25 protein-coding genes are annotated in these 26,221 nt (G+C 69.3%); 13 read left to right on the top strand and 12 right to left on the bottom strand.

Annotated elements, in window-relative coordinates; all coding sequences use genetic code 11:
• Positions 1 to 3: 3 nt before the first annotated feature.
• The 3 genes from OID54_RS17090 to OID54_RS17080 form a co-directional block, all read right to left on the bottom strand.
• Complete coding sequence (locus tag OID54_RS17090; RefSeq protein WP_329020539.1) at positions 4 to 942, bottom strand: NAD(P)-dependent oxidoreductase; 939 nt, start codon at positions 940 to 942, stop codon at positions 4 to 6.
• Entirely contained in the window at positions 939 to 1,640 is a 702-nt protein-coding gene (locus OID54_RS17085) for a TauD/TfdA family dioxygenase (protein WP_329020537.1), read from the bottom strand. The genes OID54_RS17090 and OID54_RS17085 overlap by 4 nt, the downstream gene beginning before the upstream one ends.
• A 340-nt stretch (positions 1,641 to 1,980) precedes the next feature.
• The gene (locus OID54_RS17080; RefSeq protein WP_329020534.1) at positions 1,981 to 2,163 is read right to left on the bottom strand and encodes a ribbon-helix-helix protein, CopG family; all 183 of its coding nucleotides are present in this window, start codon (positions 2,161 to 2,163) and stop codon (positions 1,981 to 1,983) included.
• A 196-nt stretch (positions 2,164 to 2,359) separates the two neighbouring features.
• Between OID54_RS17080 and OID54_RS17075 the strand changes: the two genes are divergently transcribed.
• From OID54_RS17075 to thpR, 3 genes are all read left to right on the top strand, one after another.
• Entirely contained in the window at positions 2,360 to 2,803 is a 444-nt protein-coding gene (locus OID54_RS17075) for a MarR family winged helix-turn-helix transcriptional regulator (protein ID WP_329020532.1), read from the top strand.
• A gap of 28 nt (positions 2,804 to 2,831) precedes the next feature.
• The gene (locus OID54_RS17070; protein ID WP_329020530.1) at positions 2,832 to 4,244 is read left to right on the top strand and encodes an MFS transporter; all 1,413 of its coding nucleotides are present in this window, start codon (positions 2,832 to 2,834) and stop codon (positions 4,242 to 4,244) included.
• Positions 4,245 to 4,434: 190 nt separating this feature from the next.
• Complete coding sequence (thpR, locus tag OID54_RS17065; RefSeq protein WP_329020527.1) at positions 4,435 to 5,019, top strand: RNA 2',3'-cyclic phosphodiesterase; 585 nt, start codon at positions 4,435 to 4,437, stop codon at positions 5,017 to 5,019.
• 132 nt (positions 5,020 to 5,151) lie between these two features.
• On the opposite strand, the gene OID54_RS17060 is transcribed toward thpR, so the two are convergent.
• The gene (locus OID54_RS17060; RefSeq protein WP_329020525.1) at positions 5,152 to 6,138 is read right to left on the bottom strand and encodes an aldo/keto reductase; all 987 of its coding nucleotides are present in this window, start codon (positions 6,136 to 6,138) and stop codon (positions 5,152 to 5,154) included.
• A gap of 193 nt (positions 6,139 to 6,331) precedes the next feature.
• Here OID54_RS17060 and OID54_RS17055 point away from each other — a divergent pair, with 193 nt between their 5' ends.
• The 3 genes from OID54_RS17055 (at position 6,332) to OID54_RS17045 (ending at position 9,777) form a co-directional block, all read left to right on the top strand.
• Positions 6,332 to 6,904: an RNA polymerase sigma factor gene (locus tag OID54_RS17055; protein WP_443055608.1), complete on the top strand. Its 573-nt coding sequence runs from the start codon at positions 6,332 to 6,334 to the stop codon at positions 6,902 to 6,904.
• Positions 6,905 to 7,256: 352 nt separating this feature from the next.
• On the top strand, positions 7,257 to 8,258 hold the full coding sequence (locus tag OID54_RS17050) for a glycosyltransferase family 2 protein (RefSeq protein ID WP_329020521.1): 1,002 nt from the start codon (positions 7,257 to 7,259) through the stop codon (positions 8,256 to 8,258).
• A 7-nt stretch (positions 8,259 to 8,265) separates the two neighbouring features.
• On the top strand, positions 8,266 to 9,777 hold the full coding sequence (locus tag OID54_RS17045) for a DUF6056 family protein (protein ID WP_329020519.1): 1,512 nt from the start codon (positions 8,266 to 8,268) through the stop codon (positions 9,775 to 9,777).
• A gap of 17 nt (positions 9,778 to 9,794) precedes the next feature.
• On the opposite strand, the gene OID54_RS17040 is transcribed toward OID54_RS17045, so the two are convergent.
• Complete coding sequence (locus tag OID54_RS17040) at positions 9,795 to 10,523, bottom strand: GDSL-type esterase/lipase family protein (protein WP_329020517.1); 729 nt, start codon at positions 10,521 to 10,523, stop codon at positions 9,795 to 9,797.
• A gap of 173 nt (positions 10,524 to 10,696) precedes the next feature.
• Here OID54_RS17040 and OID54_RS17035 point away from each other — a divergent pair, with 173 nt between their 5' ends.
• Entirely contained in the window at positions 10,697 to 11,665 is a 969-nt protein-coding gene (locus OID54_RS17035) for a WD40 repeat domain-containing protein (protein ID WP_329020515.1), read from the top strand.
• 96 nt (positions 11,666 to 11,761) lie between these two features.
• Here OID54_RS17035 and OID54_RS17030 read toward each other — a convergent pair whose 3' ends face one another.
• Positions 11,762 to 12,532: a TetR/AcrR family transcriptional regulator gene (locus tag OID54_RS17030; protein WP_329020513.1), complete on the bottom strand. Its 771-nt coding sequence runs from the start codon at positions 12,530 to 12,532 to the stop codon at positions 11,762 to 11,764.
• 142 nt (positions 12,533 to 12,674) lie between these two features.
• On the opposite strand from OID54_RS17030, the gene OID54_RS17025 reads away from it, so the two are divergent.
• Together OID54_RS17025 and OID54_RS17020 are read left to right on the top strand one after the other, a co-directional pair.
• Positions 12,675 to 13,640: an ATP-binding cassette domain-containing protein gene (locus tag OID54_RS17025; protein WP_329020511.1), complete on the top strand. Its 966-nt coding sequence runs from the start codon at positions 12,675 to 12,677 to the stop codon at positions 13,638 to 13,640.
• Positions 13,637 to 14,521: an ABC transporter permease gene (locus OID54_RS17020; RefSeq protein ID WP_329020509.1), complete on the top strand. Its 885-nt coding sequence runs from the start codon at positions 13,637 to 13,639 to the stop codon at positions 14,519 to 14,521. The genes OID54_RS17025 and OID54_RS17020 overlap by 4 nt, the downstream gene beginning before the upstream one ends.
• A gap of 57 nt (positions 14,522 to 14,578) precedes the next feature.
• On the opposite strand, the gene OID54_RS17015 is transcribed toward OID54_RS17020, so the two are convergent.
• The 3 genes from OID54_RS17015 to OID54_RS17005 form a co-directional block, all read right to left on the bottom strand.
• Positions 14,579 to 15,190 (bottom strand): Uma2 family endonuclease, encoded by a 612-nt coding sequence (locus OID54_RS17015; protein ID WP_329020507.1) that lies wholly within the window; start codon positions 15,188 to 15,190, stop codon positions 14,579 to 14,581.
• A 156-nt stretch (positions 15,191 to 15,346) separates the two neighbouring features.
• A complete protein-coding gene (serC, locus tag OID54_RS17010) occupies positions 15,347 to 16,465 on the bottom strand; it encodes a phosphoserine transaminase (protein ID WP_329020504.1) in 1,119 nt (372 codons plus the stop codon).
• A 209-nt stretch (positions 16,466 to 16,674) separates the two neighbouring features.
• A complete protein-coding gene (locus OID54_RS17005) occupies positions 16,675 to 17,274 on the bottom strand; it encodes a GTP-binding protein (RefSeq protein ID WP_329020502.1) in 600 nt (199 codons plus the stop codon).
• A gap of 233 nt (positions 17,275 to 17,507) precedes the next feature.
• On the opposite strand from OID54_RS17005, the gene OID54_RS17000 reads away from it, so the two are divergent.
• A complete protein-coding gene (locus OID54_RS17000) occupies positions 17,508 to 20,396 on the top strand; it encodes an FAD-binding and (Fe-S)-binding domain-containing protein (protein ID WP_329020500.1) in 2,889 nt (962 codons plus the stop codon).
• Between the two features lie 13 nt (positions 20,397 to 20,409).
• On the opposite strand, the gene OID54_RS16995 is transcribed toward OID54_RS17000, so the two are convergent.
• From OID54_RS16995 to OID54_RS16985, 3 genes are all read right to left on the bottom strand, one after another.
• Positions 20,410 to 20,604, bottom strand: a complete 195-nt coding sequence (locus OID54_RS16995; protein ID WP_329020498.1) for a hypothetical protein — start codon at positions 20,602 to 20,604, stop codon at positions 20,410 to 20,412.
• On the bottom strand, positions 20,601 to 20,906 hold the full coding sequence (locus tag OID54_RS16990) for a hypothetical protein (RefSeq protein WP_329020495.1): 306 nt from the start codon (positions 20,904 to 20,906) through the stop codon (positions 20,601 to 20,603). The genes OID54_RS16995 and OID54_RS16990 overlap by 4 nt, the downstream gene beginning before the upstream one ends.
• Before the next feature lie 685 nt (positions 20,907 to 21,591).
• Entirely contained in the window at positions 21,592 to 22,449 is an 858-nt protein-coding gene (locus OID54_RS16985; protein WP_329020492.1) for a LysR family transcriptional regulator, read from the bottom strand.
• 211 nt (positions 22,450 to 22,660) lie between these two features.
• Between OID54_RS16985 and OID54_RS16980 the strand changes: the two genes are divergently transcribed.
• The 3 genes from OID54_RS16980 to pdxH all read left to right on the top strand — a co-directional run bounded on the left by OID54_RS16980 (position 22,661) and on the right by pdxH (position 26,051).
• The gene (locus tag OID54_RS16980; RefSeq protein WP_329027581.1) at positions 22,661 to 23,506 is read left to right on the top strand and encodes an EamA family transporter; all 846 of its coding nucleotides are present in this window, start codon (positions 22,661 to 22,663) and stop codon (positions 23,504 to 23,506) included.
• A gap of 167 nt (positions 23,507 to 23,673) precedes the next feature.
• Positions 23,674 to 25,245 carry a 4-coumarate--CoA ligase family protein gene (locus OID54_RS16975; protein ID WP_329027580.1) on the top strand — a complete coding sequence of 524 codons (1,572 nt, stop codon included), beginning with the start codon at positions 23,674 to 23,676 and terminating at the stop codon, positions 25,243 to 25,245.
• Positions 25,246 to 25,361: 116 nt separating this feature from the next.
• Positions 25,362 to 26,051, top strand: a complete 690-nt coding sequence (gene pdxH, locus OID54_RS16970; protein WP_329027577.1) for a pyridoxamine 5'-phosphate oxidase — start codon at positions 25,362 to 25,364, stop codon at positions 26,049 to 26,051.
• Positions 26,052 to 26,221: the final 170 nt, after the last annotated feature.

Raw genomic sequence — 26,221 nt, 5'->3', positions numbered from 1 at the left:
GACTCAGCCCCGAAGCGCGGCGATCGTTCCGCGGACCGCGCTCTCCTGCATGGCTGCGAGCGATTCGACGGTGACACCCGCGATGTGTGGGCTCAGCAGGGCATGACCTCCCAGAGCGGCGGCCGTACCGTCGGCTGCCAGATCGAAGTCGTCCACCGCGAACCGCAGATCGGGCCGGTCTCGGACCACCGACGGAAGACGCGCAAGGTCGAAGATCTCCTTCCGTGCGGTGTTGACGACCATGGCCCCCTCCGGGAGGAGGGACAGGAGGTCAGTGCCCACGAGCCCTTTCGTCTCGCTGGTCAGCGGGAGGTGGATGCTCAGGATCTCGCTGTGCCGGAAGAGGTCCTCCAGAGGGCGGGTCGCCAGATCCGGATGGTTGTCCGGGGTACGGGTCCACACCTCGGGGTCGGTGCCGAACGCCCGCAGCAGGGGGAGCAGTGCGCGCGCCGTCGCCCCGGCCCCGAGCACCCCGGCGCGGCGTCCACGGAGTTCGACGGCGGGCGCGGGCATTCCCGCCCGGTCCTCTCCGCTGAGCGCGGCGGCGTGCCCTGCGACCGTCTGTTTCGCCAGCGCAAGGATCATCATCATCGCGTGCTCGGCGACCGATACCGCGTTGACCCCGGGCGTGGTGATGACCTCCACGCCGCGGTCCCGTAGGGCGGAGAGGTCCAGGTGGTTGCTGCCCGTCCCCACGGAACCGAGGGCGCGAAGGCCGGGCAGGGAGTCGAGGACACCGGCTGTGATGTGCTCCTTCACCCCCACGATGGCCGCCGAGACATCGGGGCCGATGGCGGACAGTTCGGTGAGGGCCCGCTCCCTGGTCCCGGCGACGCGGACATTGGAGAAGTTGGCCCGGAGTAGATCGAACGCCCGGGGGTTGTCCGGAAGGTCGGGCAGGGCCACGAACACCGTGCCCGGGATGGGGTCTGAAGAGGTCATGCGGCTTCCCCGATGAGGATTCTGCGCAGATGTCGACGTCGGTCGTCGAAGGCGGTCCTGGCATGGATCATGCGCCAGTTGTCCCAGATCAAAATGGCGCGCTCTTCCAGTCGAACGGCGATGTGGTGGGTGTGGAAGAACTCTTGGCCCCGGTCGATGTAGGCGGAGGTCAGTTCGCCGTCCCGGGTGAGGTCGCGGGTGCTGAAGCGCATCACGACCCTGCCGCGGTGCTGCACCAGCGCAGGGGTACGACAGGAGGCCGGGGCGATGCCCTCGGCCGACAGGGTCGGCCTGGAGCGCCAGTCGCGGTCTTCGCTGGAGAGTCGAAGTCTTTCGTCAGCCGTGAATCCGGCCAGGAATCGATATCCGTCTGCCAGTGTCGTTGCACCGCCGTCGGGCACGGCAGGTCGGACACACCACAGGGCCACATATCGAGGAGGCATTCCCGGGAACTCATAGAATTCCGTGTGCGGGGTGGCGGCCGATGTGCTTGCGGCGGAGTTGGCGCCTTCCGGTACGGCCGGGTTGGGCTGTACTTCGCGGATGAGGTCGCCCTGGTACTGCGCCACGAGCGGGCCGAGCGATGAGAGCGCGGATATGTAGTCGTAGGAATCGGGAACCTGCTTGATATGGCAGTAGCCCTGCTCTTCCAAGCTGCTCAGGACCTGTGCTAAATCAATTCCTGCAATATCCGCCACGGTAAGCCCCTCGACCTGTCGGCAGCAGCACCGAGGGGTATGTTACGGGGCTTCCGTGCAGGCCAACAAGGGTACTTTCGGGGCCCCTTGGGCGTCGTCGCATCCTGGTTCGCGGGGCCTGGGACCCGCCCTTGCGTGTGGTCGTCGGACCTGTGTCGCATGCGTCGGGTGCAGGGTGGCGTTGACTCTTTGAAGGGTCGCGGATCCCTTGAAGGGTCGCGTGGGCTTCGAAGCCCGACCTGGCGTCCCTCCGTAACCGATCTGACGAGTTGGTCCCGTGGGCCGGTCCCACAGGGCTGCCGAGGAGGGATGACCCTCCGGGCGCCCCGCGTTCGTTCGGTCAGTTCACCCCGTAGAACTTCTCCGTCTCGTCGACGGACGCCTCGAAGCGTTCGTCGAAATCATCACGGATGAGCGTCCGGAGCACATAGTCCTGGACGCTCATTCCGCGTTTGGCCGCCCGACGCCTGAGTCGGTCGAGCAGCTCACCGTCTATCCGCAGGCTGAGCACCGTCGATCCCATGCGGTCAGGGTTGCTGCCCGACCGCGCTGGATGTGTCGCTTTTCGCATTCGTGTCACTCGTTTGGGTGAGTGCTGCTGGTCAGCGGCTGGTGGGCGAGCGTCTGTGGGGTGCCGGTTGGAGTGGTGTGGAGGCGGTGTCGAGCGGGGTGGTTCATTGGCTGGTATTTAGGCAGAGTAATGAGTTATCCTAACGAACATGTCTGATCTGTCCCATGGCAGTGATGCCGACGTAGCCGCTGTGAACGCCCTCCGCTCCGCCGTCATGCGGCTCGGGCGGCGGCTGAAGCACCAGCGCGTCGACGAGTCGCTGAGTCCGACCGAGATGTCGGTGCTCGGAACCCTCGCCCGATGCGGCTCGGCCACCCCGGGTGAGCTGGCGCGCAAGGAGCATGTCCAGCCGCCGTCCATGACCCGAATCGTGGCGCTGCTGGAGGCCAAGGGTCTGGTCCGGCTGGAGCCACACCCCGACGACCGTCGACAGAAGGTCGTCAGCCAGACCGAGGAAGCCGAAGCGATGCTCGAAGAGAGCCGTCGCAAGCGGAACGCCTGGCTGACCGAGCTCGCCCAGGGACTCAACGAGGACGAATGGGCCAAGCTCCGTGCGGCAGCGCCCGTACTGGAGAAGCTCGCACATCTGTAATTGCTCAACCCGAAGGAGGCGACCACTTTTGCGTACGGGACCCGGAGCAGACTCCGCACCCGCGCCTTCCTCCCCCGCCGGTAAGGCGTCGGATGGAATCCCACCTACCACCATGTTCAGCTCGCTCAAGAACCGGAACTACCGCCTCTTCGCCGCCGGCCAAGTGGTCTCCAACACGGGTACGTGGATGCAGCGCATCGCGCAGGATTGGCTGGTCCTGACGCTGACCGGCTCGGCATCCGCAGTCGGCATCACCGTCGCCCTCCAGTTCCTCCCGATGCTGCTGTTCGGCCTGTACGGCGGAGTCCTCGCCGACCGGCTGCCCAAGCGACCCCTGCTGCTCGCGACCCAAGTAGCGATGGCCATCACCGGCCTCGCCCTGGCCGCGCTGACCCTCAGCGGTGAGGTCCAGGTCTGGCACGTCTATGTGACGGCCTTCGCCCTCGGGCTCGTCACCGTCATCGACAACCCCGCCCGGCAGACCTTCGTCGCCGACATGGTCGGCCCCGACCAACTCGCCAATGCGGTCAGTCTGAACTCGGCGAACTTCCAGTCGGCCCGACTCGTCGGCCCTGCCGTCGCCGGTGTGCTGATCACCGCGGTCGGCAGCGGGTACGCCTTCCTCTTCAACGGCCTCTCGTTCATCGCGCCGATCGTCGCACTGCTGCTGATGCGGACATCCGAGCTGCACCGGAGCATCCGCACCCCGCGCGGCAAGGGGCAGCTACGGGAAGGGCTGCGCTATGTCTCCGCCCACCCCGAGTTGATATGGCCCATAGTCCTGGTCGGATTCGTGGGCACCTTCGGCTTCAACTTCCCGATCTGGCTGTCCGCCTTCGTCGACGACGTCTATGACGCGGGCGCCAGCACGTACGGCCTGCTCAACACCCTCATGGCGGTCGGCTCCCTGGTGGGCGCACTCCTGGCGGCCCGCCGCGGTACGTCCCGGCTGCGCCTCCTGGTGGGAGCGGCGGTCATCTTCGGAATCCTCGAAGTCGTGGCGGCCTTCGCCCCCCACTTCTGGATCTTCGCCGCACTTCTGGTGCTGATCGGAATGTTCGGCCTCACGGTCAACGTCACGGCCAACTCCACCGTCCAGATGGCCAGCGACCCGGCCGTCCGAGGGCGGGTGATGAGCCTGTACATGATGGTCTTCGTCGGCGGCACGCCCCTGGGTGCGCCGGTCTTCGGCTGGATCACCGACGTGTACGGGCCACGGATCGGGTTCGCCGCCGGTGGTGTGCTGTCCTTCGCGGGCGCGCTGCTGGTCGGGCTGATGCTGGCCCGGGCGGGTGGTCTGCGGCTCAAGGTGGACATGCGGCGCGGACACAAGCATCTGGACTTCGTCCCCCGCCAGACGACCCGGGAGCCCGGATCGTCCCTGGAGGCCGAGCCCTCGGCGGAAGCCGGCGCACGGTTCGCGAAGGCCGGACCGGGCTAGGTGATCACGGAGACGTGTCGTCCACCCAAAGGGCGTTGCAGGCCAGACGGGGATCCACTCCTCCTGGCCTGGGGTCCTGAGCCGGTCGATCGGAGGTTCGCTGTCGGGCGCGGCGACCGTGGCCCCGACCGGGCCGTCCGGCCGGGGCCGATGACCGATCGCGCGACGGCGGTCGGCCAGACTCATCCGTATGAGAATCTTCGCCGCCGTGCTCCCGCCCGCCCGAGCCGTCGCCGAACTCGGTGCGGCCGTCGATCGGCTCAGGGCCCTGCCCGACGCCGATCGGCTGCGCTGGACGGATCGGGCGGGCTGGCACTTCACCCTGGCGTTCATGGCCGAGGTCGATGAGGCGCTCCTGCCCGATCTCCGGGCCCGCCTCGCCCGTGCCGCCCGGCGCAGCTCCCGCTTCCCCCTGCGCATCCACGGCGCAGGACACTTCGGCGACCGGGCCCTGTGGGCGGGTGCCGCGGGTGGCCTCGACGAGATGCGGCTGCTCGCCGAGCGGGCGGACGCGGCGGCCCGCAGGGCTGGAATCGCCATGGAGCAGCACCGCCGCTACACCCCGCACCTGACGATCGCCCGCAGCCGTACGGAGACGGAGCTGCGGGCGTACGCCGACGGTCTGGGCGACTTCGAAGGCGCCGTCTGGCAGGTGGAGAGTCTCGCCCTGGTGCGGAGCAATCTCCCGGTCAGCGGGGTGCCCGGGGAGCAGCCGCGGTACGAGACGGTCGGAATCTGGCCCCTGGGGGGCGGGGACGAGGAGCGGTCCGGTTAACCTCAAGGGGTGAAGACGAAGACCAGAAACCAGATCATGGCAGGCGTGCTCGTCCTGATGTTCGCGATCATCGCCGTGGCATCCGTGGCCGGTATGTGACCCTCGCCCGCTCCTAGACCCCGCTGGGCCCGCCTACCAGGCGAAGGCTTCCGGCGTTGCTCCGGGCCCCGGGAAGATCCCGTCGAGCGAGGCCAGTAGCTCTGCGTCCAGTTCCAGTTCCACTGCGCGCAGGGCGCCCTCAAGCTGCTCGGCGGTCCGCGGTCCGACGATGGGCCCGGTGATTCCCGGCTGGGTGAGCAGCCAGGCGAGCGCCACCTCGGCCGGGTCGAGCCCCTGCTTGGCGAGCAGGTCCTCGTACGCCTGGATCTGTTCGCGCGCCCCGGGTGCAGCGAGGCGGTCCGCCGTCAGACCGCCCGCGCGCCGGCCGCCCTCGGCCTCCTTGCGGATCATTCCGCCGAGCAGTCCACCGTGCAGCGGTGACCACGGAATCACGCCGAGGCCGTACTCGATCGCGGCCGGGATGATCTCCATCTCGGCGCGGCGCTCGAAGAGGTTGTACAGGCACTGCTCGCTGACCAGCCCGTACGAGCCCTTCTGGCGTGCCCGCTCATTGGTCTGGGCGATCTTCCAACCGGGGAAGTTGGATGAGCCCGCGTAGAGGATCTTGCCCTGTTGGACGAGGGTGTCGACGGCCTGCCAGATCTCCTCGACGGGGGTGGCCCGATCGATGTGGTGGAACTGGTAGATGTCCAGGTGGTCCGTTTGCAGCCGTTGGAGGCTGGCGTCCACGGAGCGCCGGATGTTGAGCGCGGAGAGCTTGGTGTGGTTGGGCCAGTCCTCGCGGCTGGGGTCCATGCTCCCGTACACCTTGGTCGCGAGGACGACCTTGTCCCGGCGGTCGCCGCCCTTCGCGAACCAGTTGCCGATGATCTCCTCGGTGCGACCGCGGGGGTCGCCGCCGTAGGTGTTGGCGGTGTCGAAGTAGTTGATGCCCGCATCCAGCGCCGCGTCCATGATGGCGTGGCTGTCCGCTTCGGTGGTGTGGGGCCCGAAGTTCATCGTCCCGAGGACGAGTCGGCTGACCTTGAGTCCTGTGCGTCCGAGTTGCGTGTACTCCATGGTCGACTAGCCAACGCCTTGGAGTGGACTCGAAGCAAGGACGTCCACAGTCAGCCGGCCGGCCGTGTTCCCCGGTCGGCCGGTGCGGTGCGACGGTACGCAAGGGACGCAGCCCAGGACCGCGTGAACCATTTCGGCCGGTGCGGTCAAGAAGCAGATGACACACCCTGCCGTCTTACCTTCTGGAGTCGCCGTGACCGGACCACCGGTCGTCCGTGATGACGCCGAGGTCGTCGCCCAGTCGTTGGAGCAACCGGAGCTCTTCGCCCTGCTCTACGACCGCCATGCGCCCGACATCCACCGCTATGCCGCGCGCCGCCTCAGGGAGGGCGCGGCCGAGGACATCATGGCGGAGACGTTCCTCATCGCCTTCCGCCGCCGTGGCCGGTACGACATGTCCCGGCCCAGCGCCCGGCCCTGGCTGTACGGGATCGCCGCCAAGCTCATCGGCGGGCACCGCCGCAGCGAGGAACGCGCTCTGCGCGCACTGGCCAGGACCGGTGACGACCCTCTCACCGAGTCCTGGAGTGAGCGTGGCGACGACCGGATCGCCGCACAGGCCCCGCTCGCGGGCGCACTCGCCGCCCTATCACCGGGTGATCGTCATGTACTGCTGCTGGTCGCTTGGGCCGACCTCAACTACCAGGAGGTCGCTGAGGCGCTGCGCATCCCGTTGGGCACGGTGCGCTGGCGACCATCCCGGGGATCGAGACCGTGGAAGTACGCCGCGGCCCGGGAAGCCGGGAGTTCATCGCCGTCGGGCTGAAGGACTCCCCGCATTCCGAACCGTCGCAGATCCTGCTCCATCAACGTGATTTCGGCTATGCCGGGTCATGGACGGTCGCACGCGAGGACCATGTGATCGAACCGGCAACCGGATCGAACGCCTCTAGGCAACGGATTCCGGCAGGAACCGTCTTGTATGACGAGATGCGCACTGCCGCGGTAGTAGTGGATAGGAAAGGCCAGACCGGCTGACCAACCGACTGGCCACGCCAAGGCAGCCGCACCTTCTCGGTTCACGCCCCTTTACCTGCGCACTATGGACCACAGATCACGGCCGGGGCGGTGAATGCACGGCAGGTCAAGCAGCGGCAAGACGACCGAGGAAAGCAGCGATGCCACAGATTTCACTTGTTGTTCCGTGCTTCAACGAGAGTGAGGTGATCGGGGCATTCCACGCCGAGTTGGTCAATGCCCTTGCGCCGACCGAGGCTGATTTCGAGATCTGTTACGTGGACGACGGCAGTGTGGACGACACCCTCGTACTGCTGAAGGGCCTTGCCGCCGAAGACAGCCGTACCCGGTTCACCTCCTTCAGCCGCAACTTCGGCAAGGAGTCGGCCATGTTGGCCGGGCTGCGGATGTCCCAAGGGGACGCGGTCATCATCCTGGACGCCGATCTCCAGCACCCGCCCCAGCTCATCCCGCAGATGATGGAACTTCACCGGCACGGCTACGACCAGGTCGTAGCGCAGCGCGACCGCACCGGCGAAGGTGCGGTGCGCACGGTGCTCAGCCAGGTGTACTACCGGCTGGTCCGAAGATTCATGGACGTTGAAATCATCGACGGTGCAGGTGATTTCCGATTGCTGTCCCGACGTGCCGTCAATGCGCTGCTGTCCCTGCCGGAGAGCAATAGGTTCTCCAAAGGGTTGTTCTCCTGGATCGGTTTTGACACTGTCAGCTTTACGTATCAGAACGTCCAGCGGGCGGCCGGTCAATCCAAATGGGGCGGGCGTCGACTGCTGAACTACGGAATCGACGGACTGCTGTCCTTCAACAGTCGGCCCTTGCGCATGGCGATTCACGGCGGTCTATGGCTCTTCCTCTCGGCGCTCGCCTACGCGCTGTGGATCGTCGCCAATGTTGTCGTGGACGGTGTCGAAACGCCCGGCTACGCCACCTTGATCACTGTCATCGTGGGCATGAGCGGCGTACAGATCGCGACGCTCGGCATCATCGGCGAGTACGTGGGTCGGATCTACCACGAGTCCAAGCACCGCCCGCACTACGTGGTGCGGGAGACCGACGAGACGGAACTGCCCCTCTCCGTACCGATGGTGCTGCGCGGCGGCGCCACGATGCGTCCCATGGCGCCGCAGGGCGAGAGGCGGTAGCGCACCCATGGCCCTCGACGTCTCCCGCTCGAACGAACACCGACAGCCGACCAGCGACGATGACCCGAAGCCGGGGCGCCTCGACTGGCGCGGTGGTTGGGCCGTCGCGCTCGCGATGCTGCCGCTGGGGCTGCTGACCCTCGCCTCGTGGTACGGCCGCCATGTCCGACCGTCCGCCGACGAGTGGTGCTTCCTGCCGCACGTGCGCGACCACGGCATCACCGGCCTGGTGGACAAGTTCTACTTCACCGACAACGGCCGGGTCGGCAACGGGCTGCTCGTCGGTCTGTACGCCAAGTTCCCGGTGGCGGGCCACCAGTGGTTCGGCCTGGTCAGCGGGGCGTTGATGCTGGTGCTGCTCTGGGCGCTGACGGTCCGGCTGCTGCGGCGGGCCCAGTTGGAAATGCCCCGCGGAGTGCCCCTGCTGGTCGCCGCGATGGTGGCGGCCGTGTTCCTCTTCGCCACCCCCAATACGTACAAGACGTTCTACTGGCCCGCCGCCTCCGTCTCCCACACCGTCGCTCCGGTGCTCGCGCTCGCGGCGGCGATCCCGCTCCTGGTGGCGCACGGGCGGCGGGGCCGCAATCTCGCGCTCGTGGCGGTCGCGGGAGCCGGTGCCTTCATGGGCACCCTCTCCGAAGAGGCGTCCGTCGTCGCCCTGGTGGTGCTCGGTGGGGTGGTGCTCTTCGCCCAGGTGATCTTCGTCCCCGGGGTGCGGCGGTTCGCCCGGGTCTGGTCCCTGGCCGGGATGGCGGGGGTCGCGCTCGGCACCCTGGTCCTGGTGACGTCGCCCGGCTCCCGCAACCGCCGCACCCGGTACGACGCCGAGAGCGTGTCGATGCTCGCCCCCGAATCGCTCCGGGGCGCACTGCGCGGCTATCTGGAGATCCTCGGGACGGTCTTCACCACCTGGCAGTACCTGGGGGCGATCGCCGCCGGGGTGCTGTTGGGCCTGGTCGCACGGCGCAGCGGCGAGCGGGAGACGGCCGTCCTGCTGCCCGCCCGCCCACCGGTGTTGATTGCCCTGGGCGCCGCCGCGTTCCTCGTCTCCGGGTATCTGTGCACGGTCATCACCTACCCCGTCTTCGGCGCGCGCGTGGTGACCACCGAACGCACCTGGAACGACTACCTCCTGGTGTACGTCCTGGTCCTGGTGGGCGGCGGTGCCCTGCTGGGACGGTGGCTGCGGGCGCGTACCACCGAGGCTCGCGGTGACGGAGTCCGCAGGATCGCACTGGCGGGGGCGGCGCTGGTCTGCGCGGTGACCGTCGCAGGACTCGCCCTGCCGCTCATGGACCTCGGACGCCAGATGGAGACCCGCGCCGAGCGGTGGGACCGTCAGGACGCTTTCCTACGGGAGGGTGCGGCCCGCGGGGAGACCGTACTGCCGTACACCCCCACGAAGGTGGGAAGGATGTTGGAGCCCTTCGGCGACCAGGGGCGCAAGAAGTGGCCGGTGCAGTGCGTGGCGGACTACTACCACCTGGATCGGCTGACCTACGCGGAGCGCATGCCGTAGGAGCGGCGACTCCCGGATCAGCGCACGACTGCGGTGGGCGCGGGGGCGATCTGCTCGGCAGCCGCGTACCGCCCGCCGATGCCCCACGCCCGGTGCATCGCCTCGGCGAACGCCGCCGCTATCTTGTGCTCGCCCGAGGGGCTCGGATGGGTGCCGTCGTAGGTGTCCGAGTCCAGCGCGTACGAGGGCGGACGGGCGGCCAGCAGGATCGGTGAGGCGGGCGCGTCCAGGTCGGCGACCGCAGCGGCCAGGAGTGTGTTGAACCGGTCGCACTCCGCGGCGAAGGGTGCATCGGTACGGGCCCGTACGTTCGGTATGACGGGCAGCAGCACCATCCGCACCGCCGGCGCGGCGACACGGGCCTCGGCGATGAACCGGCGGGTGTTCTCCGCGGTCTGACCGCTGTTGGTGTAGAAGCCGAGATCGATCAGGCCGAGCGAGACCAGCAGCACGTCAGGCCGGTGTTCGGCGATCGTCGGACCGATCACGGGGGCCATGTGCAACCAGCCCTCGCCCCAGCCGGCGAGATGCCGACGGGCCACGGCCGGGAAGTCGGGGTCGGCGTGGTCGGCGATGAACGCTCCCGGCTCCTCGGCCGTTTCCGGCACATAGAGCTCCGAGCGCGGGCCCACGATCTCGTACGCACCGTCGAAGGTTGCCTCCAGGTGCTGCCACATGCGGTAGCGCCAGGTGTGATCGCCGGCGCGCCCGATGGTCATGCTGTCGCCGACGAACAGAAAACGCATGGGCGCCATCATCGCCGATGGGCCCGCCCACCTGCGATGTGAGCCCTGCCACGGCCCGGCTCCTGGACCAACCGTCATGGCGCGGAGTCGAGGCGACCCGGCCGCCCGGAACGATGATCGGATCGATGCGCTCAACGGCCGGATGAGCCCGCCCGGGATGGCAGGCTGGGTGCATGCGCTCGCTCCCGTACGCCACCGGTGCCGCAGCCCTGCTGCTGCTCACGGTCCTCGCCGCCCCCGCCGCCGCCGAGGACAAGAGCTTCACGATCAAGGACACAAGGATCAAGGAGTCCAGTGGCCTCGCCGCCAGTCGGGCCCATCCGGGGGTGTACTGGACGCACAACGACCAGGACGAGCCGCGGGTCTTCGCGATCGACTCCAAGTCGGGGGAGACGCTCGCCACCGTCACGCTGCGCGGGGTGGGCAAGCCCCGGGACATGGAGGCGATCTCGATCGGCCCGGACGGAAACGTCTACGTGGGCGACATCGGCGACAACCTCAACGGCAGTTGGGCGCACGTCTGGATCTACACCTTCCCCGAGCCGAAAGCCCTGCGGGACATGACGGTGAGCGCGACGCAGTACACCGTGAAGTACGCGGACGGCGCCCGCAACGCCGAGGCGATGATGGTGCACCCCAGAACCGGACGGGTCTACATCGCCTCCAAGAACGAGGACGGCGGCGGACTGTACGAGGGCCCGGCGAAGCTGACCACCGCGGGGACCAACACCTTCCGACGGATCGGCGAGGTGCCCTGGGTGACGGACGGCGCGTTCTCCCCGGACGGCGATGAACTGGTGCTGCGCTCGTACTTCAGCGCCCGCGGCTATGCCTGGAAGGACGGACGCCTCGGTGCGGACCACCGGGTCAAGGCCCCCATCCAGGGCCAGTCGGAGTCGGTGTCCTACACGGTCGACGGCTCGGCACTGATGTTCGGCACCGAGGGGGAGCAGAGCGAGGTCGAGCGGGTCGGGCTCGACAGGAACGACAAGACCGGTGGCGGCTCTGCGGCCGGCTCGGGCAGTTCGGCGACGGGCGACGGTGACGGCGAGACGTCCACGACGACCTACGGGTTGATCGGGATCGCCGCAGTGGTGGCCCTGGTGATGGCGGTCAAGAGACTGCGGCGCAGCGGGAGCTGAATGGGGGCTCGGGAACGGGCGGTCGAGAACGGCTGCTCGGGAACGGCTGCGGAGCGGCACGGCGGGGAAGCGGCACGGGAGCGGTTTTGCGCGGCCTCAGTCCCGTGAACGCTCCCTGGCTTCGGCGCGCTCGCGGACCAGCACCTCAAGGCCGTCCAGCAGTCGACCCAGCCCGAATTCGAAGTGGTCGAAGTCCTCGCTGAAGGCGTCGTCCTCCAGGGCCGCCATCCGCGGGTAGTCCCCGCTGTGCATCGCTCGGGTCAAGAAGGGTTCCTGACTCTTCCAGAAGTCCTCGTGGCTCATGCCCGTGGCGTCCACAGCCTCTCGGGCCTCCGTCTCCATCCGAGCGATGCCCTGGACGAAGCTCTGGGTCGCGATGATCACCGAGATCAGTTCGGCATCGCGCAGACCCATGCCCGAGAGACAGGTGAGCGCGGCCTCCAGCGACCGCACGGCACTGGGGCCGAGGACGGTCCTGGCCTGGTTGACCTTGAGCAGCCAGGGATGGGCCCGGAAGAGGGCCAGATAGCGGCGGGCCAGTGAGTCGAAGGCGCTCCGCCAGTCCATCGGCTCGGTGGGGTCGGGCAGCGGGGCGGGGTCGGTGACCCGGTCCAGCATCAGGTCAAGGAGCTCGGCCTTGCCGGGGACGTACCGGTACAGGGTCATCGTCCCGGTGCCCAGTTCCGTGGACAGCCGGCGCATCGAGAGCGCGGACAGCCCTTCCGCGTCGGCGAGTTCGACGGCCGCCGCCACGATCCGATCGAGGGTGAGCCCCGGTTTGGGGCCGCGTGTGGGCCGTTCGCCCGTGCTCCAGAGGAGCTCCAGGGTCCGCGCCACATCGCCGGAGCCACTCGTTTCGATCGTCATGACCTCACTTTAAAGGGCCTGCTCCCTTGTGCTCATTTAAAACTGAGTACGGTGTACTCTCTTGTGGGTACGGCGTACGCGAATGATGTGCGCGGTACCTTCCCCTGCCTGCCGCCCCGACCGCCCGCTGTTGGAGGAACCCGTGACCGATCACGCCGTACACGCCCGAGGACTGGAGAAGAGATACGGCGAGAAGCGCGCACTCGCGGGCTTCGACCTCACCGTCCGCCGTGGAACCGTCCATGGACTCCTCGGTCCGAACGGCGCCGGCAAGACCACCGCCGTACGCGTCCTGTCCACCCTGCTGAAGGCCGACGGCGGACATGCCGAGGTCGCCGGCTTCGACGTGGCGAAGCAAGCCCGTCTGGTCCGCAGCCGCATCGGGCTCACCGGTCAGTACGCGGCCGTCGACGAGATGCTCTCGGGCCGGCAGAACCTGGAGATGTTCGGCCGGCTGTTCCACCTCGGCGGCAAGCGCGCACGCCTTCGGGCGGTCGAACTACTGGAGCAGTTCGACCTGGTCGAGGCGGCCGACAAGGGCGTCGACGGCTACAGCGGCGGTATGCGTCGCCGGCTCGACCTGGCCGCCTCCATGATCCTCGCGCCGGACGTGCTCTTCCTGGACGAGCCCACGACCGGGCTCGACCCGCGCGGTCGCGGCGAGGTGTGGGACGCCGTCCGGGAACTGGTGGCCCAGGGCACGACCGTCCTGCTGACCACCCAGTACCTGGAGGAGGCCGACAAGCTCGCCTCCCATATCACCGTCATCGACCAGGGCCGCGCCATAGCCGACGACACCCCGGACGGGTTGAAGAACACGGTCGGAGGCTCCCGCATCGAAGTCGTCGTCGAGGACATCGGCGAGATCGACGCCGCGGTGAAGGCCGTGGCTCGGGTCGCCGATGGCGTACCGGAGGTCGACCAGGCCGAACGCCGGGTCCACGCCGCCGTCACCGACCGGGTGGCTGCCCTCACCGACGTCGCCCGCACCCTCCAGGACCAGGGGGTCGGCGTCGAGGACATCGGACTGCGCAGACCGAGCCTCGACGATGTGTTCCTGCGCCTGACCGGACACCGCACGGACAAGGAAGAGGAGGCCGCGGCATGAGCCAGCTCACCGACACGGCTACCGCCACCGGCACGCCGCCAGAGACCCAGACCGCCGGAAAGGTGAGCCTCGAACTCGACCACACTCGGGAGCGCCGGCTGTACTGGGCGATCGCGGACTGCTGGACCGTGGTCCGCCGCGGGCTCCTCACCTACCGCCGCCACCCCTCCTACATCGCCTGGCAGCTCGGCTTCCCGATCGTGTCGGTGCTGCTGTACGGATATGTCTTCGGCGGTGCGATGAAGGCACCGGAAGGCGGCGACTACCGCGACTTCCTGATGCCGGGCATGTTCGTGATGACCATGGCCTTCGGCCTGATGAACACCGCGATCACCGTGGTCACCGACTCCAGCAAGGGGGTCATCGACCGGTTCCGCTCCATGCCGATGGCGCCCTCGGCCGTCGTCTCCGGGCGCGGGGTGAGCGACCTGCTGACCGCCGCCACGGAACTGACCATCCTGGCGCTCACCGCCCTGGCGATGGGCTGGCGCTCGGACGGCGGCGTACTGAAGACGCTGGCCGCGTTCGGACTGCTGTTGCTGCTGCGCTTCTGCCTGATCTGGATCGGCATCTTCCTGGGCCTGATCATCCCCAGCCCGGAGGCGGGCGGTGCCCTCTACGCGGTGATCTTCCCGCTGACGATGATCTCCAGCATCTTCGCCCCGCCTTCATCCATGCCCGACTGGCTGGGCACGCTCGCGGCCTGGAACCCGATCTCATCGACGGCGGGGGCCACCCGTGAGCTGTTCGGCAACCCGGTGGCGAGCGACGGCAGCTGGGTCCAGGAGAACGCCATCCTGATGGCCGTCGGTTGGCCGGTGTTGATCACCGCGATCTTCCTGCCCCTCGCGGTCCGTCGCTTCCAGCGGCTCAGCCGCTGACCTTCTGATCGGACGGGCCCAGGGATACGGGGGGTTCCTGGGCCCGTTCCCAGACGCTCACGCCTTGCGTTCAGCAGCCTTCAGCAGTTCCTCGACGTCGAGCTTGACCTCGGTGCCGATCGACTCGGGCAGGGTGATCTGCTCGCTGGGAGCGTGGATGCGGTGGTGTCCGTACTCGGTGCCGTCCGGATCCGTCAGCACGTGGAGGCGCTGGTGCTTGCGGTCGACGATCACGTACACCGGGATACCCGCCTGGGCGTAGGCGGCGACCTTGTTCCGAAGGTCGGCTTGGTAGTTGCTGGAGGTGACTTCGAGGACCAGGCGGAAGACGCCTGGGTCGTAGCAGTTGCGCTCGACGTGGTGTTCTTCGAAGTCTGCGTCGACGATGGCGAGGTCGGGGATCGCATAGTCGGAGGGCCCGCTGGGGAGCCACATGGCGACGGCCTGGAGAACATCCGCCCGAGTGCCATCGAAGCCCGCCATCAGGAAGGGGAGCATCGCCGTGGTGAGCGCCCTGGCATGGGCGAAGTCCGCAAGCGGGGAGACGGTGATGACACCACCGATGATCTCGACCCGGTGGCCCGGGTTGCGCTCGGCGAGGACATCGGCCTCGTCAAGGAGGGACCCCCGCTCGCCGTCACAGGGGTGCTCTGCCGCTGCGGCAGACATATGAGCCTCCTGGGAGGTCGGCACTGTCCAGAACACCCTGGTGGGCCGGTCCATCGAGTCAGGCCATGTCACCCCACTATCACCCCAATGAGTGAGCCCCGATGGGTTTGATCCCATCGGGGCTCACTCAAGACCGTCTCAGGACACCTCAGGGCGTCACAGGTTCTCGATCACGTAGTCCACGCAAGCCGTCAGCGCCTCGACGTCCGACGGCTCGACCGCCGGGAACATCGCCACGCGCAATTGGTTGCGGCCCAGCTTGCGGTACGGCTCGGTGTCCACGATCCCGTTCGCCCGCAGCGCCTTCGCGATCGCCGCGGCGTCGATCTCGTCCGCGAAGTCGATCGTGCCGATGACCTGGGACCGCTTCGCCGGGTCCACCACGAACGGGTTGGCGTGCTTCGACGCCTCGGCCCAGCCGTACAGCGCCTGCGACGAGGCCGCGGTGCGACCCACCGCCCAGTCCAGACCGCCCTGCGAGTTGATCCACTTCAGCTGCTCGTTGAGCAGGAAGAGGGTCGAGAGCGCGGGGGTGTTGTACGTCTGGTTCTTCAGCGAGTTGTCGATCGCGGTGGGCAGGCTGAAGAACTCGGGAACGTGCCGGCCCGAGCCGTGCACCCGTGCCGCACGCTCCAGGGCGGCGGGCGAGAACACGCCGATCCACAGGCCGCCGTCCGCAGCGAAGCACTTCTGCGGGGCGAAGTAGTAGACGTCCGTCTCGGTGATGTCGACCGGCAGACCGCCCGCGCCGGATGTGGCGTCCACCAGGACCAGCGCGCCCTCGTCGGCGCCCGCCACCCGCTTGATGGGTGCGGCGACACCGGTCGAGGTCTCGTTGTGGGTGAAGGCGTACACGTCGACGCCCTCTTCGGCCGCCGGCTCCGGGTGGGTGCCCGGGTCGGAGGAGATCACGGTCGGCTCGGCCAGCCAGGGCGCCAGCTTGGCGGCCTTGGCGAACTTGGAGGAGAACTCGCCGAACGAGAGGTGCTGGGACTTGTTCTCGATCAGGCCGTGGGTCGCGATGTCCCAGAAGGCGGTCGAGCCGCCGTTGCCGAGGATCACCTCGTAGCCCTCGGGGAGCTGGAAGAGGTCGCGTACGCCCGAGCGGACTTCGCCGACCAGGTTCTTGACCGGCGCTTGCCGGTGGGAGGTGCCCAGGAGGGAGGAGCCGGTGGCGGCGAGGGCGTCCAGCGCCTCCGTACGCACCTTGGAGGGGCCCGCGCCGAAACGGCCGTCGGCGGGCTTGATGTCAGCGGGAATCTGGATATCAGCCACGCACTGGAGCGTAACGGCTCCCGGATCGGCAGCGCCGGTGGGTCCGTCGGCTGAGACGGGCGGACGTCCGTGCTGATGAGGGGAGTGTTGGGGCGCCGCGGTGCCCCGATCGGAGGCGGTCGGGCCCCGGTCGAGGGCGGTCGGGCCCCGGTCGAGGGCGGTCGGGCCCCGGTCGCCGGCGCGCGGGAAGTCAGGCTTCCCGCGCGGAGTCAGCGCTTTTGGTGCACCGCCAGCGCGTGCAGATGCTCCACCAGGGCGATCAGGACGAACTTGCTGGACGAGTGGTCCCGGGCGTCGAACTCGACCATCGGCACTTCCGGGCCGAGCGCCAGCGCCCGGCGGATGTGGTCATCGCTGTGGAGGGGCCCGCCGAAGTCGTTCACCGCGACGATGAACGGCATCCCGTGGTGCTCCAGCCGGTCCAGCGCGTACCAGGCGTCGGTCAGTCGGCGGGTGTCCACCAGGACGACGACCCCCATGGTCCCGGAGAGCAGCCGCTCCCACAGGAACCAGAACCGCTCCTGCCCCGGGGCGCCGAAGAGGTACAGGGTGCTGCGGGTGTCGATGGTGATGCGACCGAAGTCGAACGCGACGGTGGTGGCGTTCTTCGAACTGACCCGGCTGGTGTCCTCCAGCTGTCGGCCCGCTCTGCTCATCACCTCTTCGGTGTGCAGCGGACGGATCTCGCTCACCGAGCGGACCATGGTCGTCTTGCCGACGCCGAAGCCGCCGACCACGACGATCTTCAGGGCGTTCTCGCTCACGCCGGGGAGCTCCGGATGGATTTCTGCGGGGTGGACCGCTCGCATGGCGCGGGTCATCGCTTTCGTGCGGTGCCGGTCATCGAGTGTTTGCCTTCCGAGGGGTGGCGGGGGCATAACTGGAGCCGCTGGTTCCTGATCAAGTGAAGGTCACTATAAGAGGGTTGACGATCACTTTGGTGTCTCCCCCTGGGCTTTGCCAAGAGTGCTACGGACGCAATGGTCTCAACCGGCATGTTTCCTAACCGTACGGCAGGAGCGGGCCGGGCATCCTGGGACCCATGGCCGAACAGCGACACCTGCGCCCTCCCTCGAACGCCACCGAACTGGCACGTGAACTTCGTGCGGCCGTCCGCGGCGAGGTGGACTTCACCCCCGCGGCCCGCGCCTTGATGACCATGGACGCCTCCAACTACCGTCGGGTTCCCGTCGGCGTGGTCAGCCCACGGGATGCGCAGGACGTGGCCACGGCCCTGGAGGTCTGCCGTCGTTTCCGCACCCCCGTGGTGCCGCGCGGAGGCGGTACGTCAATCGCCGGGCAGGCGACCGGCGTTGGTGTCGTGCTCGACTTCACCCGGCATATGAACGCCCTTCTGGACGTGGATGCGCGCAACCGTACGGCCGTGGTGCAGCCGGGACTCGTCCTGGACGCCCTGTGCGATGCCGTACGCCCCCTGGGGCTCACCTTCGGGCCCGACCCGTCCACCCACTCCCGCTGCACCCTCGGCGGCATGATCGGGAACAACTCCTGCGGCGCGCACTCGGTCGCCTGGGGGACGACCGCGGACAATGTCCGGGAACTGTCGGTGCTCGCCTACTCGGGGACCGTCCACCGCCTCACCCGGGACGGCAGCGACCTCCCCGCCGGCGTACGGGAACTGATCGACGAGAACCTCGCGCTCCTGCGCACCGGCTACCCCACCGACCTCCCTCGACGCATCTCCGGATATGCCCTGGACGCGCTGCTGCCCGAGAACGGATGCGACGGAGCCCGTGCGTTCTGCGGGAGCGAGGGCACGCTGGGCGTGCTCACACAGGCCACCGTACGACTGGTCCCGGCGCCCGCGGCCCGGGCACTGGCAGTCCTCGGCTACCCGGACGAGGGCGCGGCAGCGGAAGCCGCGGCCGGACTGCTGCCCCACGGCCCCCTAACCGTCGAAGGGATGGCGGACGACCTCGTCCCCGAAGGGCACGGCCTGCCGCGCGGTGCCGCCTGGCTCTTCGTCGAGGTCGGCGGCGCCACCCCCGCCGATGCGAGGTCCCGGGCCGCTGCGGTGCTGCGGGGCGCGGACGCCCTCGACGGGACGATCGTGGCGGACCCAGCCGGTATGCGGGCCCTGTGGCGCATCCGCGAGGACGCCGCCGGCACCGCAACGCGCACCCCCGACGGTGCGGAAGCCTGGCCGGGGTGGGAGGACTGTGCGGTGCCGCCCGCCCGACTCGGACCGTATCTGCGGGAGTTCCGTGCCCTGCTCAGCGCCCATGGACTGCGCGGCACCCCCTACGGCCACTTCGGTGAGGGCTGTGTCCATGTCCGGATCGACTTCGACCTGCTGAGCACCCGTGGAGTGGCCGCGTACCGCAGGTTCTCGCTGGAACTGGCCGACCTCGTCGTCGCCCATGGCGGCTCGCTCTCCGGCGAGCACGGTGACGGCCAGGCCCGAGCCGAACTGCTGCCCCGGATGTACGGGGACGAACTGGTCTCCCTCTTCACCCGGTTCAAGGACGCCTGGGACCCCGACGGCGGTATGAACCCGGGCATGCTGGTCCGCCCCGACCCGCTGGACGCCAATCTGCGGTTCGCCGTACTGCCCCGTACCCCGGCCGGTGGCGCAGGCAGTGCTGTTGGTGCAGGCCGTGCCGATGGCGCAGAGGGTGCCGGTGCTGCCGACAGGGCCCGCACCGTGTTCGCCTACCCCGCCGACGGCGGTGACTTCACGGGCGCCGTCCGCCGCTGCGTGGGCGTCGCCAAGTGCCGTACGCCCACGACCGCGGGGCCTTCGGTGATGTGCCCCTCCTTCAGGGCGACCGGCGAGGAGGCCCACTCCACCCGCGGTCGAGCCCGACTGCTGCACGAGATGCTGGCCGGCGATGTCATCCGCGATGGATGGCGCTCCCCCGAAGTGCGGGACGCCCTCGACCTCTGTCTGTCCTGCAAGGGCTGCCGCAGCGACTGCCCGGTGGGCGTCGACATGGCCACCTACAAGTCCGAGTTCCTCCACCATCACTACCAGGGGCGACTACGCCCGGCATCCCACTACGCGCTCGGTCGACTGCCCGAATGGCTGCGCATCGCCGCCCCCCTGGCCCGCCCCCTGAACGCCCTCGCCCAACTGCCTCCACTGGCCGCCGTCGCCAAACGGCTGGCGGGCGTCGCACCAGAACGCGATCTGCCGGCACTCGCCGTCGAACGCTTCGGCCGTGACGTGCCCGTGCCCGAGCGGCCCGGCACCCTGCTGTGGCCCGACACGTTCACCACGTATCTGCACCCCCCGGCGGGTCGTGCGGCCGTGCGCGTCCTCTCCGCGGCCGGACTCCCGCCGCTGGTGCCCCCAGGCCGGATCTGCTGCGGACTCACCTACGTCTCCACCGGACAACTCGACCGGGCCCGCCGAGTGATGGCCCGCACCCTGGACGCCATGGAGCCGCTGTACGCCGCCAAGGGGCTCGACCTCCCCGTGACCGTCCTGGAGCCGAGTTGCGCGGCGACACTCCGCACCGACCTGCCCGAACTGCTGCCGAACGACCCCCGGGCCGACCGGCTCGCGTCCGCGGTCCGCACCTTCGCCCAGACACTGGAGGAGAACGCCCCCCACTGGAGCCCCCCGGTGCTCGACCGTGCCGTCGCCGGGCAGACGCACTGCCACCAGCACGCGGTACTCGGGGACGCAGCCGAGCGTCGACTGCGTGAACGCGCAGGGCTGCGCGGTGAACTCAGCGGTGGCTGCTGCGGCCTGGCCGGCAACTTCGGATTCGAGAAGGGCCACCACGAGGTGTCGACGGCCTGTGCGGAAGAACAACTGCTCCCCTCGGTCCGCACGGCAGGACCGGACGCCGAACTGCTGGCGGACGGCTATTCCTGCCGTACGCAGCTGGCCCAACTCGCCGGAGTGCGAGCCAGGCATCTGGCGGAGGTCCTGGCCGACGGCCTGGAACCCGAGGAGAGCTGAGGGGACGCCGCGACTACCGGGACGGGGCGTACTCATCCGGGGCTGGCCCCGGGGTGAGCAGCGGCGCGCAATGGGGACAGGCGTACAGCAGTATCTCGCCCGCGTGCGTCCAACGGACGGGGACGGCGGCGGCGGTGGCGCGCCCGCACTCAGCGCACTCGGCGCAGAACACCGTCGGGGCGGGCGAGGTGAGGGCGTCGAGTGTCATACGGACGCTCCTCGGGCGGAGACGGGGAGGTCGAGCCCCATCGCGGCGTACAGCAGCCTTCGACGCGGTCGTACCGGTCGAAGCTCCAAGGTGTCGTCGGCGGGGGCGTAGGGCCGGACCAGCCGGGAGTCCTCGCCGCGCAACGGGCAGTGGCGCTCGATGACGTGGACCGGGGTCGGGGTGGCCCAGGGCTGCGTCCAGGGGTCGATGGGGGGCGGGGTGCAGTCGGGGATCAGTTCACCCCTGCCCCCTCCTAAGAGACGTGCTGCCCACTGCAGCAGGCGGGCGATCAGTTCACACATGTGGGGGTCAGCTCCTCAACTGCTACTCGTCGCTGTTGTCGGGCCCCGTCCATGGTCGCGTCGAGCGCGCATCGGGAACAGGGCGCCGGCGGCTGCTCTTGCCCGCGCGTACTCCGGGGTGTTCAGGAGCGCAGCCGTGTCCGGTGCGCGAAATGCCAAGCGGTGCTCGCCCCGGGGAGGGCGAACGGGTATGCGCGCTCCGTCGCCGGGGCAGGGGTTCCGGGGCGACGGGGCCGGTCCGGTCGTACGCGCACGGTCTTCGGCGGACGGCCGAAGGCCCGGGCGGCTCGCGCTTCCCGGCTCCTGGGAAGGTCGAGCTGCCGCACCAGGTCATAGTGCAGCCCTGCCGGGTGATCTTCCAGAGCGCATCCGAGAAATGCCCCGCGAGGAGTGCAACACCAGCCCTGGGGGAGCTGATCACCAGGAGAGCGGTGGAAATCATGGGTATGGCTGCTCGGGGACCGTACAAGTGTCGCCCGCCGTCGTGTGTGCGGTCGAGGCTTTAACTCCGCGCTGTGGATGGGTACTTGTGGGGCTGGGCCGCTGTCCGGGGTCAGGGCGTGCTGGTGGGTTCGGGCGATCGCCGGCGATGGCTGACGATCAACAGTGCTCGGCGCCCGGTACAACGGCCGGTGCCGAGTGCCGAGGGGCGAGCGCACCGGCGGGGGTCACATCGCGGGCTGACCTATGCGTCCCGGGTGAGTTCCCGTGCCAGCTCCCGCAGCGCCGGGAGCGCCGGGTGTCCCGGGCCGACCCGGTGGGCCAACAGGACCGGGACCGGTGGGGCGTCCGGCAGCGGACGGTAGGCGACCCCCGGGTGCGGGTGCATCTTCGCCGTCGACGCCACCGAGACCCCCGCACCCCGGCCCGCCGCGATCGCGGTGAGCCAGTCGTCCGTGTTGGTCACCGTCACCGTGGACACCGGGCGCCCGTCCTCCGGCCAGAGGTCGATCGTCGTGATCCCCGACACCAGATTGATCAGGACCGGTCCCGATGCGAGATCGGCGAGGGTCAGTTCATCGCGGGCCGCAAGCGGTCCGTCCGAGGTCACCGCGGCCACTCTCGGCTCCATGAACAACAGCTCCGTCACCAGACCTGGCGTGTCCACCTGCCCGCGCAGCACCGCCGCGTCCACTGCGCCGCGCGCCAGCCCCGCCGTGCGGTCGTCGATGCGGAGCAGTTCCAACGGGGTCCGGGGCTGCTCAAGCTCCCACCGGCGCAACAGGGGGGTCGTATGGGGGCCGAGCGCGGACCACGCGTGCCCCAGGCGCAACGGCCAGTGGCGCAGCCGGTTCGGATCCAGCGCCTCATCGAAGGCTGCCACGGCAGCCGCGGCCTTGTCGCGAAACACTCTGCCTTCGCCGGTCAGCGCCAGATGGTGGGTCGAGCGGTCCACCAACTTCGTACCGAGCCGCTTCTCCAGCGCGGCCAGTGCCCGGGAGACCGCCGGCTGCGTCAGATGGAGGCGAACGGCCGCCCTGGTCATGCTCCCCTCCTCGGCGATGGCGAGGAAGGCGCGCAGATGACGCAGCTCAATGCTCATGCGCCCGCAGCATAACCGCAGACCAGTCGGCATTTCACGGGATGCGCGGCAGGCCGTAGCGTGGTGTTCGGCCCGCTGTGGGCCGAAGGTGTGCATCTGTTAGCCGTGGAGGGCTCCAGTGGACGAGGTGCGAAGCGCAATCGCCGCAGAGGGGCCCGAGACCGCCGCGGCGCTCGATGCGGCACAACCCGCCGAGGGGCGATGGGCACGGCTGAGCGGCGGTTCGCTCGGGCCCGTCGGGCTGGTGGTCGGCGGTGCGCTGTCCGTCCAGTTCGGGGCCGCGGTCGCGGTTCTGCTGATGCCCGAGGCCGGCGCGTTCGGTGTGGTCACCCTGCGACTGGTGCTGGCCGCACTCGTCCTTCTGATCATCTGCCGGCCCCGGCTGCGCGGCCACTCCCGCTCGGACTGGGGCACGGTCGTCGCCTTCGGCAGCGCCATGGCCGGCATGAACATCCTCTTCTACCAGTCCATCGACCGGATTCCGCTGGGCGCGGCGGTCACCCTGGAGGTGCTCGGTCCACTGGCGCTCTCGGTCATCGTGTCGCGGAGGGCGATCAACTTCGTCTGGGCGGGACTGGCCCTGGTGGGCGTCGTCCTGCTCAGCGGCGGTGGACTCGACCGGTTGGACCCGGTCGGTGCGCTGCTCGCCATCGCCGCGGGCGGGATGTGGGCCGCGTACATCGTCTTCAGCGCACGCACCGGACGACGCTTCCCCCAGGCCGACGGTCTGGCCATGGCGCTGGCGTTCGGCGCACTGCTCAGCCTGCCGTTCGGACTGGTCGAGGCCGGCAGCAAGCTGATCGAGCCCTCGATCCTGCTGATGGGCCTCGGAGTCGCACTGCTGTCGTCGGTACTGCCGTACACGCTGGAACTGCTCGCACTGCGGCGGCTGCCGGCGCCCACCTTCGCGGTGATGATGAGTCTGGAGCCTGCGGTCGCGGCAACGGCCGGATTCCTGGTGCTCAACCAGGCGCTCGCGGTCACCGAAGCGCTGGCCATCAGCCTGGTCATCGTGGCCAGCATGGGAGCCGTCCGCACCCAGGTGCGCCGCAAGTAGTCGGGGCGGGGTCGGGTCGGATCGTCGCATTCGGCCGGATCTGATCCCTCCACACCCGTCTCACAGCATCCGGAGCCTCCCCAGGTCTCCCCAAGAGGGGGCACAACCGCGATTCTGGGCCTCCAGCCTTGTCTGCACGGCGATGCAACAGCGAGGGGGCTCCCGTGGTGTTCCGCAGCCAGTACGCAGACGTCCAGCCCGTCAGTGAACCCATCCACGAAGCGGTGCTCGCCCGGGCCGCCGACTTGGGCGCCGCGCCCGCCCTGATCGACGCGGTGCACGGCACCACCGTCAGCTATGCCGAGCTGGATCAGCAACACCGCCGGATCGCCGCGGCCCTCGCCGATGCGGGTGTGCGCAAGGGCGATGTGATCGCCCTGCACAGCCCCAACACCATCGGCTATCCGGGGCTCTTCTTCGGTGCGACCCGCGCGGGTGCGACCGTCACCACCGTCCATCCCCTGGCTACCGCCGAGGAGCTGGCCAGACAGCTGCGGGACTCGTGCGCCCGTTGGATCATCACCGTGCCTGCCCTGCTCGAAGTGGCCCGACGGTCGGCCGAGCTGGTGCCGGGGATCGCCGAGATCTTCGTCAGCGAGCACCCCGGAGGACGCCGGAGCGTGCGTGACCTCTTGCGCTCGATGGCACCCGAGCCGCACGTCGACATCGACCCGGCCGAGGACATTGCCGCCCTGCCGTACTCGTCCGGTACCACCGGTCTGCCCAAGGGGGTGCGGCTCAGCCACCGCTCACTCGCCACCAATCTCGCCCAACTCCATCCCCTGCTGCCGGTGGAACCGGGGGACCGCATCCTCGCGGTGCTGCCGTTCTTCCATGTGTACGGGCTGACCGCGCTGCTGACCGGGCCGTTGCGGCAGGGGGCGACCGTCGTCGTACTGCCCCGCTTCGAGCTCGACAGCTTCCTCGGGGCGATCGAACGGCACCGGGTGAGCCGGTTGTACGTGGCGCCGCCGATCGTGCTGGCGCTCGCCAAGCACCCGGCGGTCGACCGCTACGACCTCACCTCGTTGGAGCACATCGTCTGCTCGGCGGCACCCCTGGACGCCCGACTGGCCCTGGCCTGCTCCGCCCGGCTCGGACTGCCTCCCGTCCGGCAGGCGTACGGCATGACCGAGCTCTCGCCCGCCTGCCATGCCGTTCCCCTGGATGCCCAGGACCCACCATCGGGGACCGTCGGCCGACTTCTCCCGTCCACGGAGATGCGGATCGTCGACCTGGACGACCGGACGCGCACCGTCGGCCCGGGCGAGGAGGGCGAGATAGCGATCCGCGGCCCCCAGGTGATGCGGGGCTATCTGGGCCGTCCGGACGACACCGCCGCCATGATCGACAAGGACGGTTGGCTGTTCACCGGCGATGTCGGCCGGGTCGACGACGACGGCTGGCTGTTCGTGGTCGACCGGGTGAAGGAACTGATCAAGTACAAGGGCTACCAGGTCGCCCCGGCGGAGCTCGAAGCGGTGCTGCTCACCCATCCGTCGATAGCGGACGCGGCGGTGATCGGGGTGCGCGAGGAGGACGGTACGGAGGTTCCCGCCGCCTTCGTCGTCCGTCGCGTGGCCGCCGGGCAGCTGACTCCGGACGAGGTGATGGCCCATGTCGCCGCCCGGGTCGCCCCGTACAAGAAGGTCCGGCGCGTCACCTTCGTCACGACGGTTCCCCGGGCGCCTTCGGGGAAGATCCTGCGGCGCCAGCTCCGTGAACGCGAAGGCGGATAGGGCGTTCGCAGGGCAGCTGGGGAACGGGCTCTGGCACTGCGTGTCGCGGGGAGGGGGCGGTGGGGCAGGATGAGGCGGTGACCGATCACGCCGCTGCCCCGGACCCCGCCGCCAGGATGCGTACGTCGAGCGACCTGGAGCCCGTACCGGATCCCGCCGTCATGCGCGAGCAGTACCGTTCGACGCCCCTCCTGGAGTCGGACCTCGCGCCCACGCCCATGGACCAGTTCGCCCGCTGGTTCCGCGAGGCCACGGCGGCTGCCCTCCAGGAGCCGAATGCGATGGTCGTCGCCACAGCCACGCCCGACGGCCGTCCCTCGACGCGCACGGTGCTGCTCAAGCACTACGACGGTCGGGGCTTCGTCTTCTACACCAACTACACCTCGCGCAAGGGCCGGGAGATCACCGAGAACCGTTGGGTCTCGCTGTTGTTCCCCTGGCACCCGATCGCCCGCCAGATCATCGTCACCGGCTCCGCGACGCGCGTCAGTCGCGAGGAGACGGTGGCGTACTTCCGGACCCGTCCGCACGGCTCACAACTGGGCGCCTGGGCGAGCGAGCAGTCGTCGGTGATCGGCTCGCGACAGGAGCTGGTGGGCCGGTACGAGGAACTCGCGAACCGCTATCCGGAGGGGGAGCGGGTGCCAGCGCCACCTCAGTGGGGCGGGTTCCGCGTGGTGCCGGAGACGGCGGAGTTCTGGCAGGGGCACGAGAACCGGCTGCACGACCGGCTGCGATACGTACGGGCACCGGGCGAGGAGGGCCACGGCGAGGGGGCGTGGCGGGTCGAGCGGCTGTCCCCCTGAGAGCGCTTGCCCGCCCCGCGGGGCTCCACCGCGGGCCTCCTCGGCGGGCCCAGCCCGGTCGCTTCCCGGTGTCGGGCGGCGCCGACGGCGAGGCGCCGTCGGGTGCCGACGGCCCCCGTGGGAATGGTCCGAAGCCCTGGGGCCGTGGGAATCGCGGCCGTTTCCCCCGG

This window comes from Streptomyces sp. NBC_00690, assembly GCF_036226685.1.
Classification (GTDB): Bacteria; Actinomycetota; Actinomycetes; order Streptomycetales; family Streptomycetaceae; genus Streptomyces.
The sequence above is the reverse complement of the archived record's forward strand: the minus strand, read 5'-3'. Positions and strand labels throughout refer to the sequence as shown.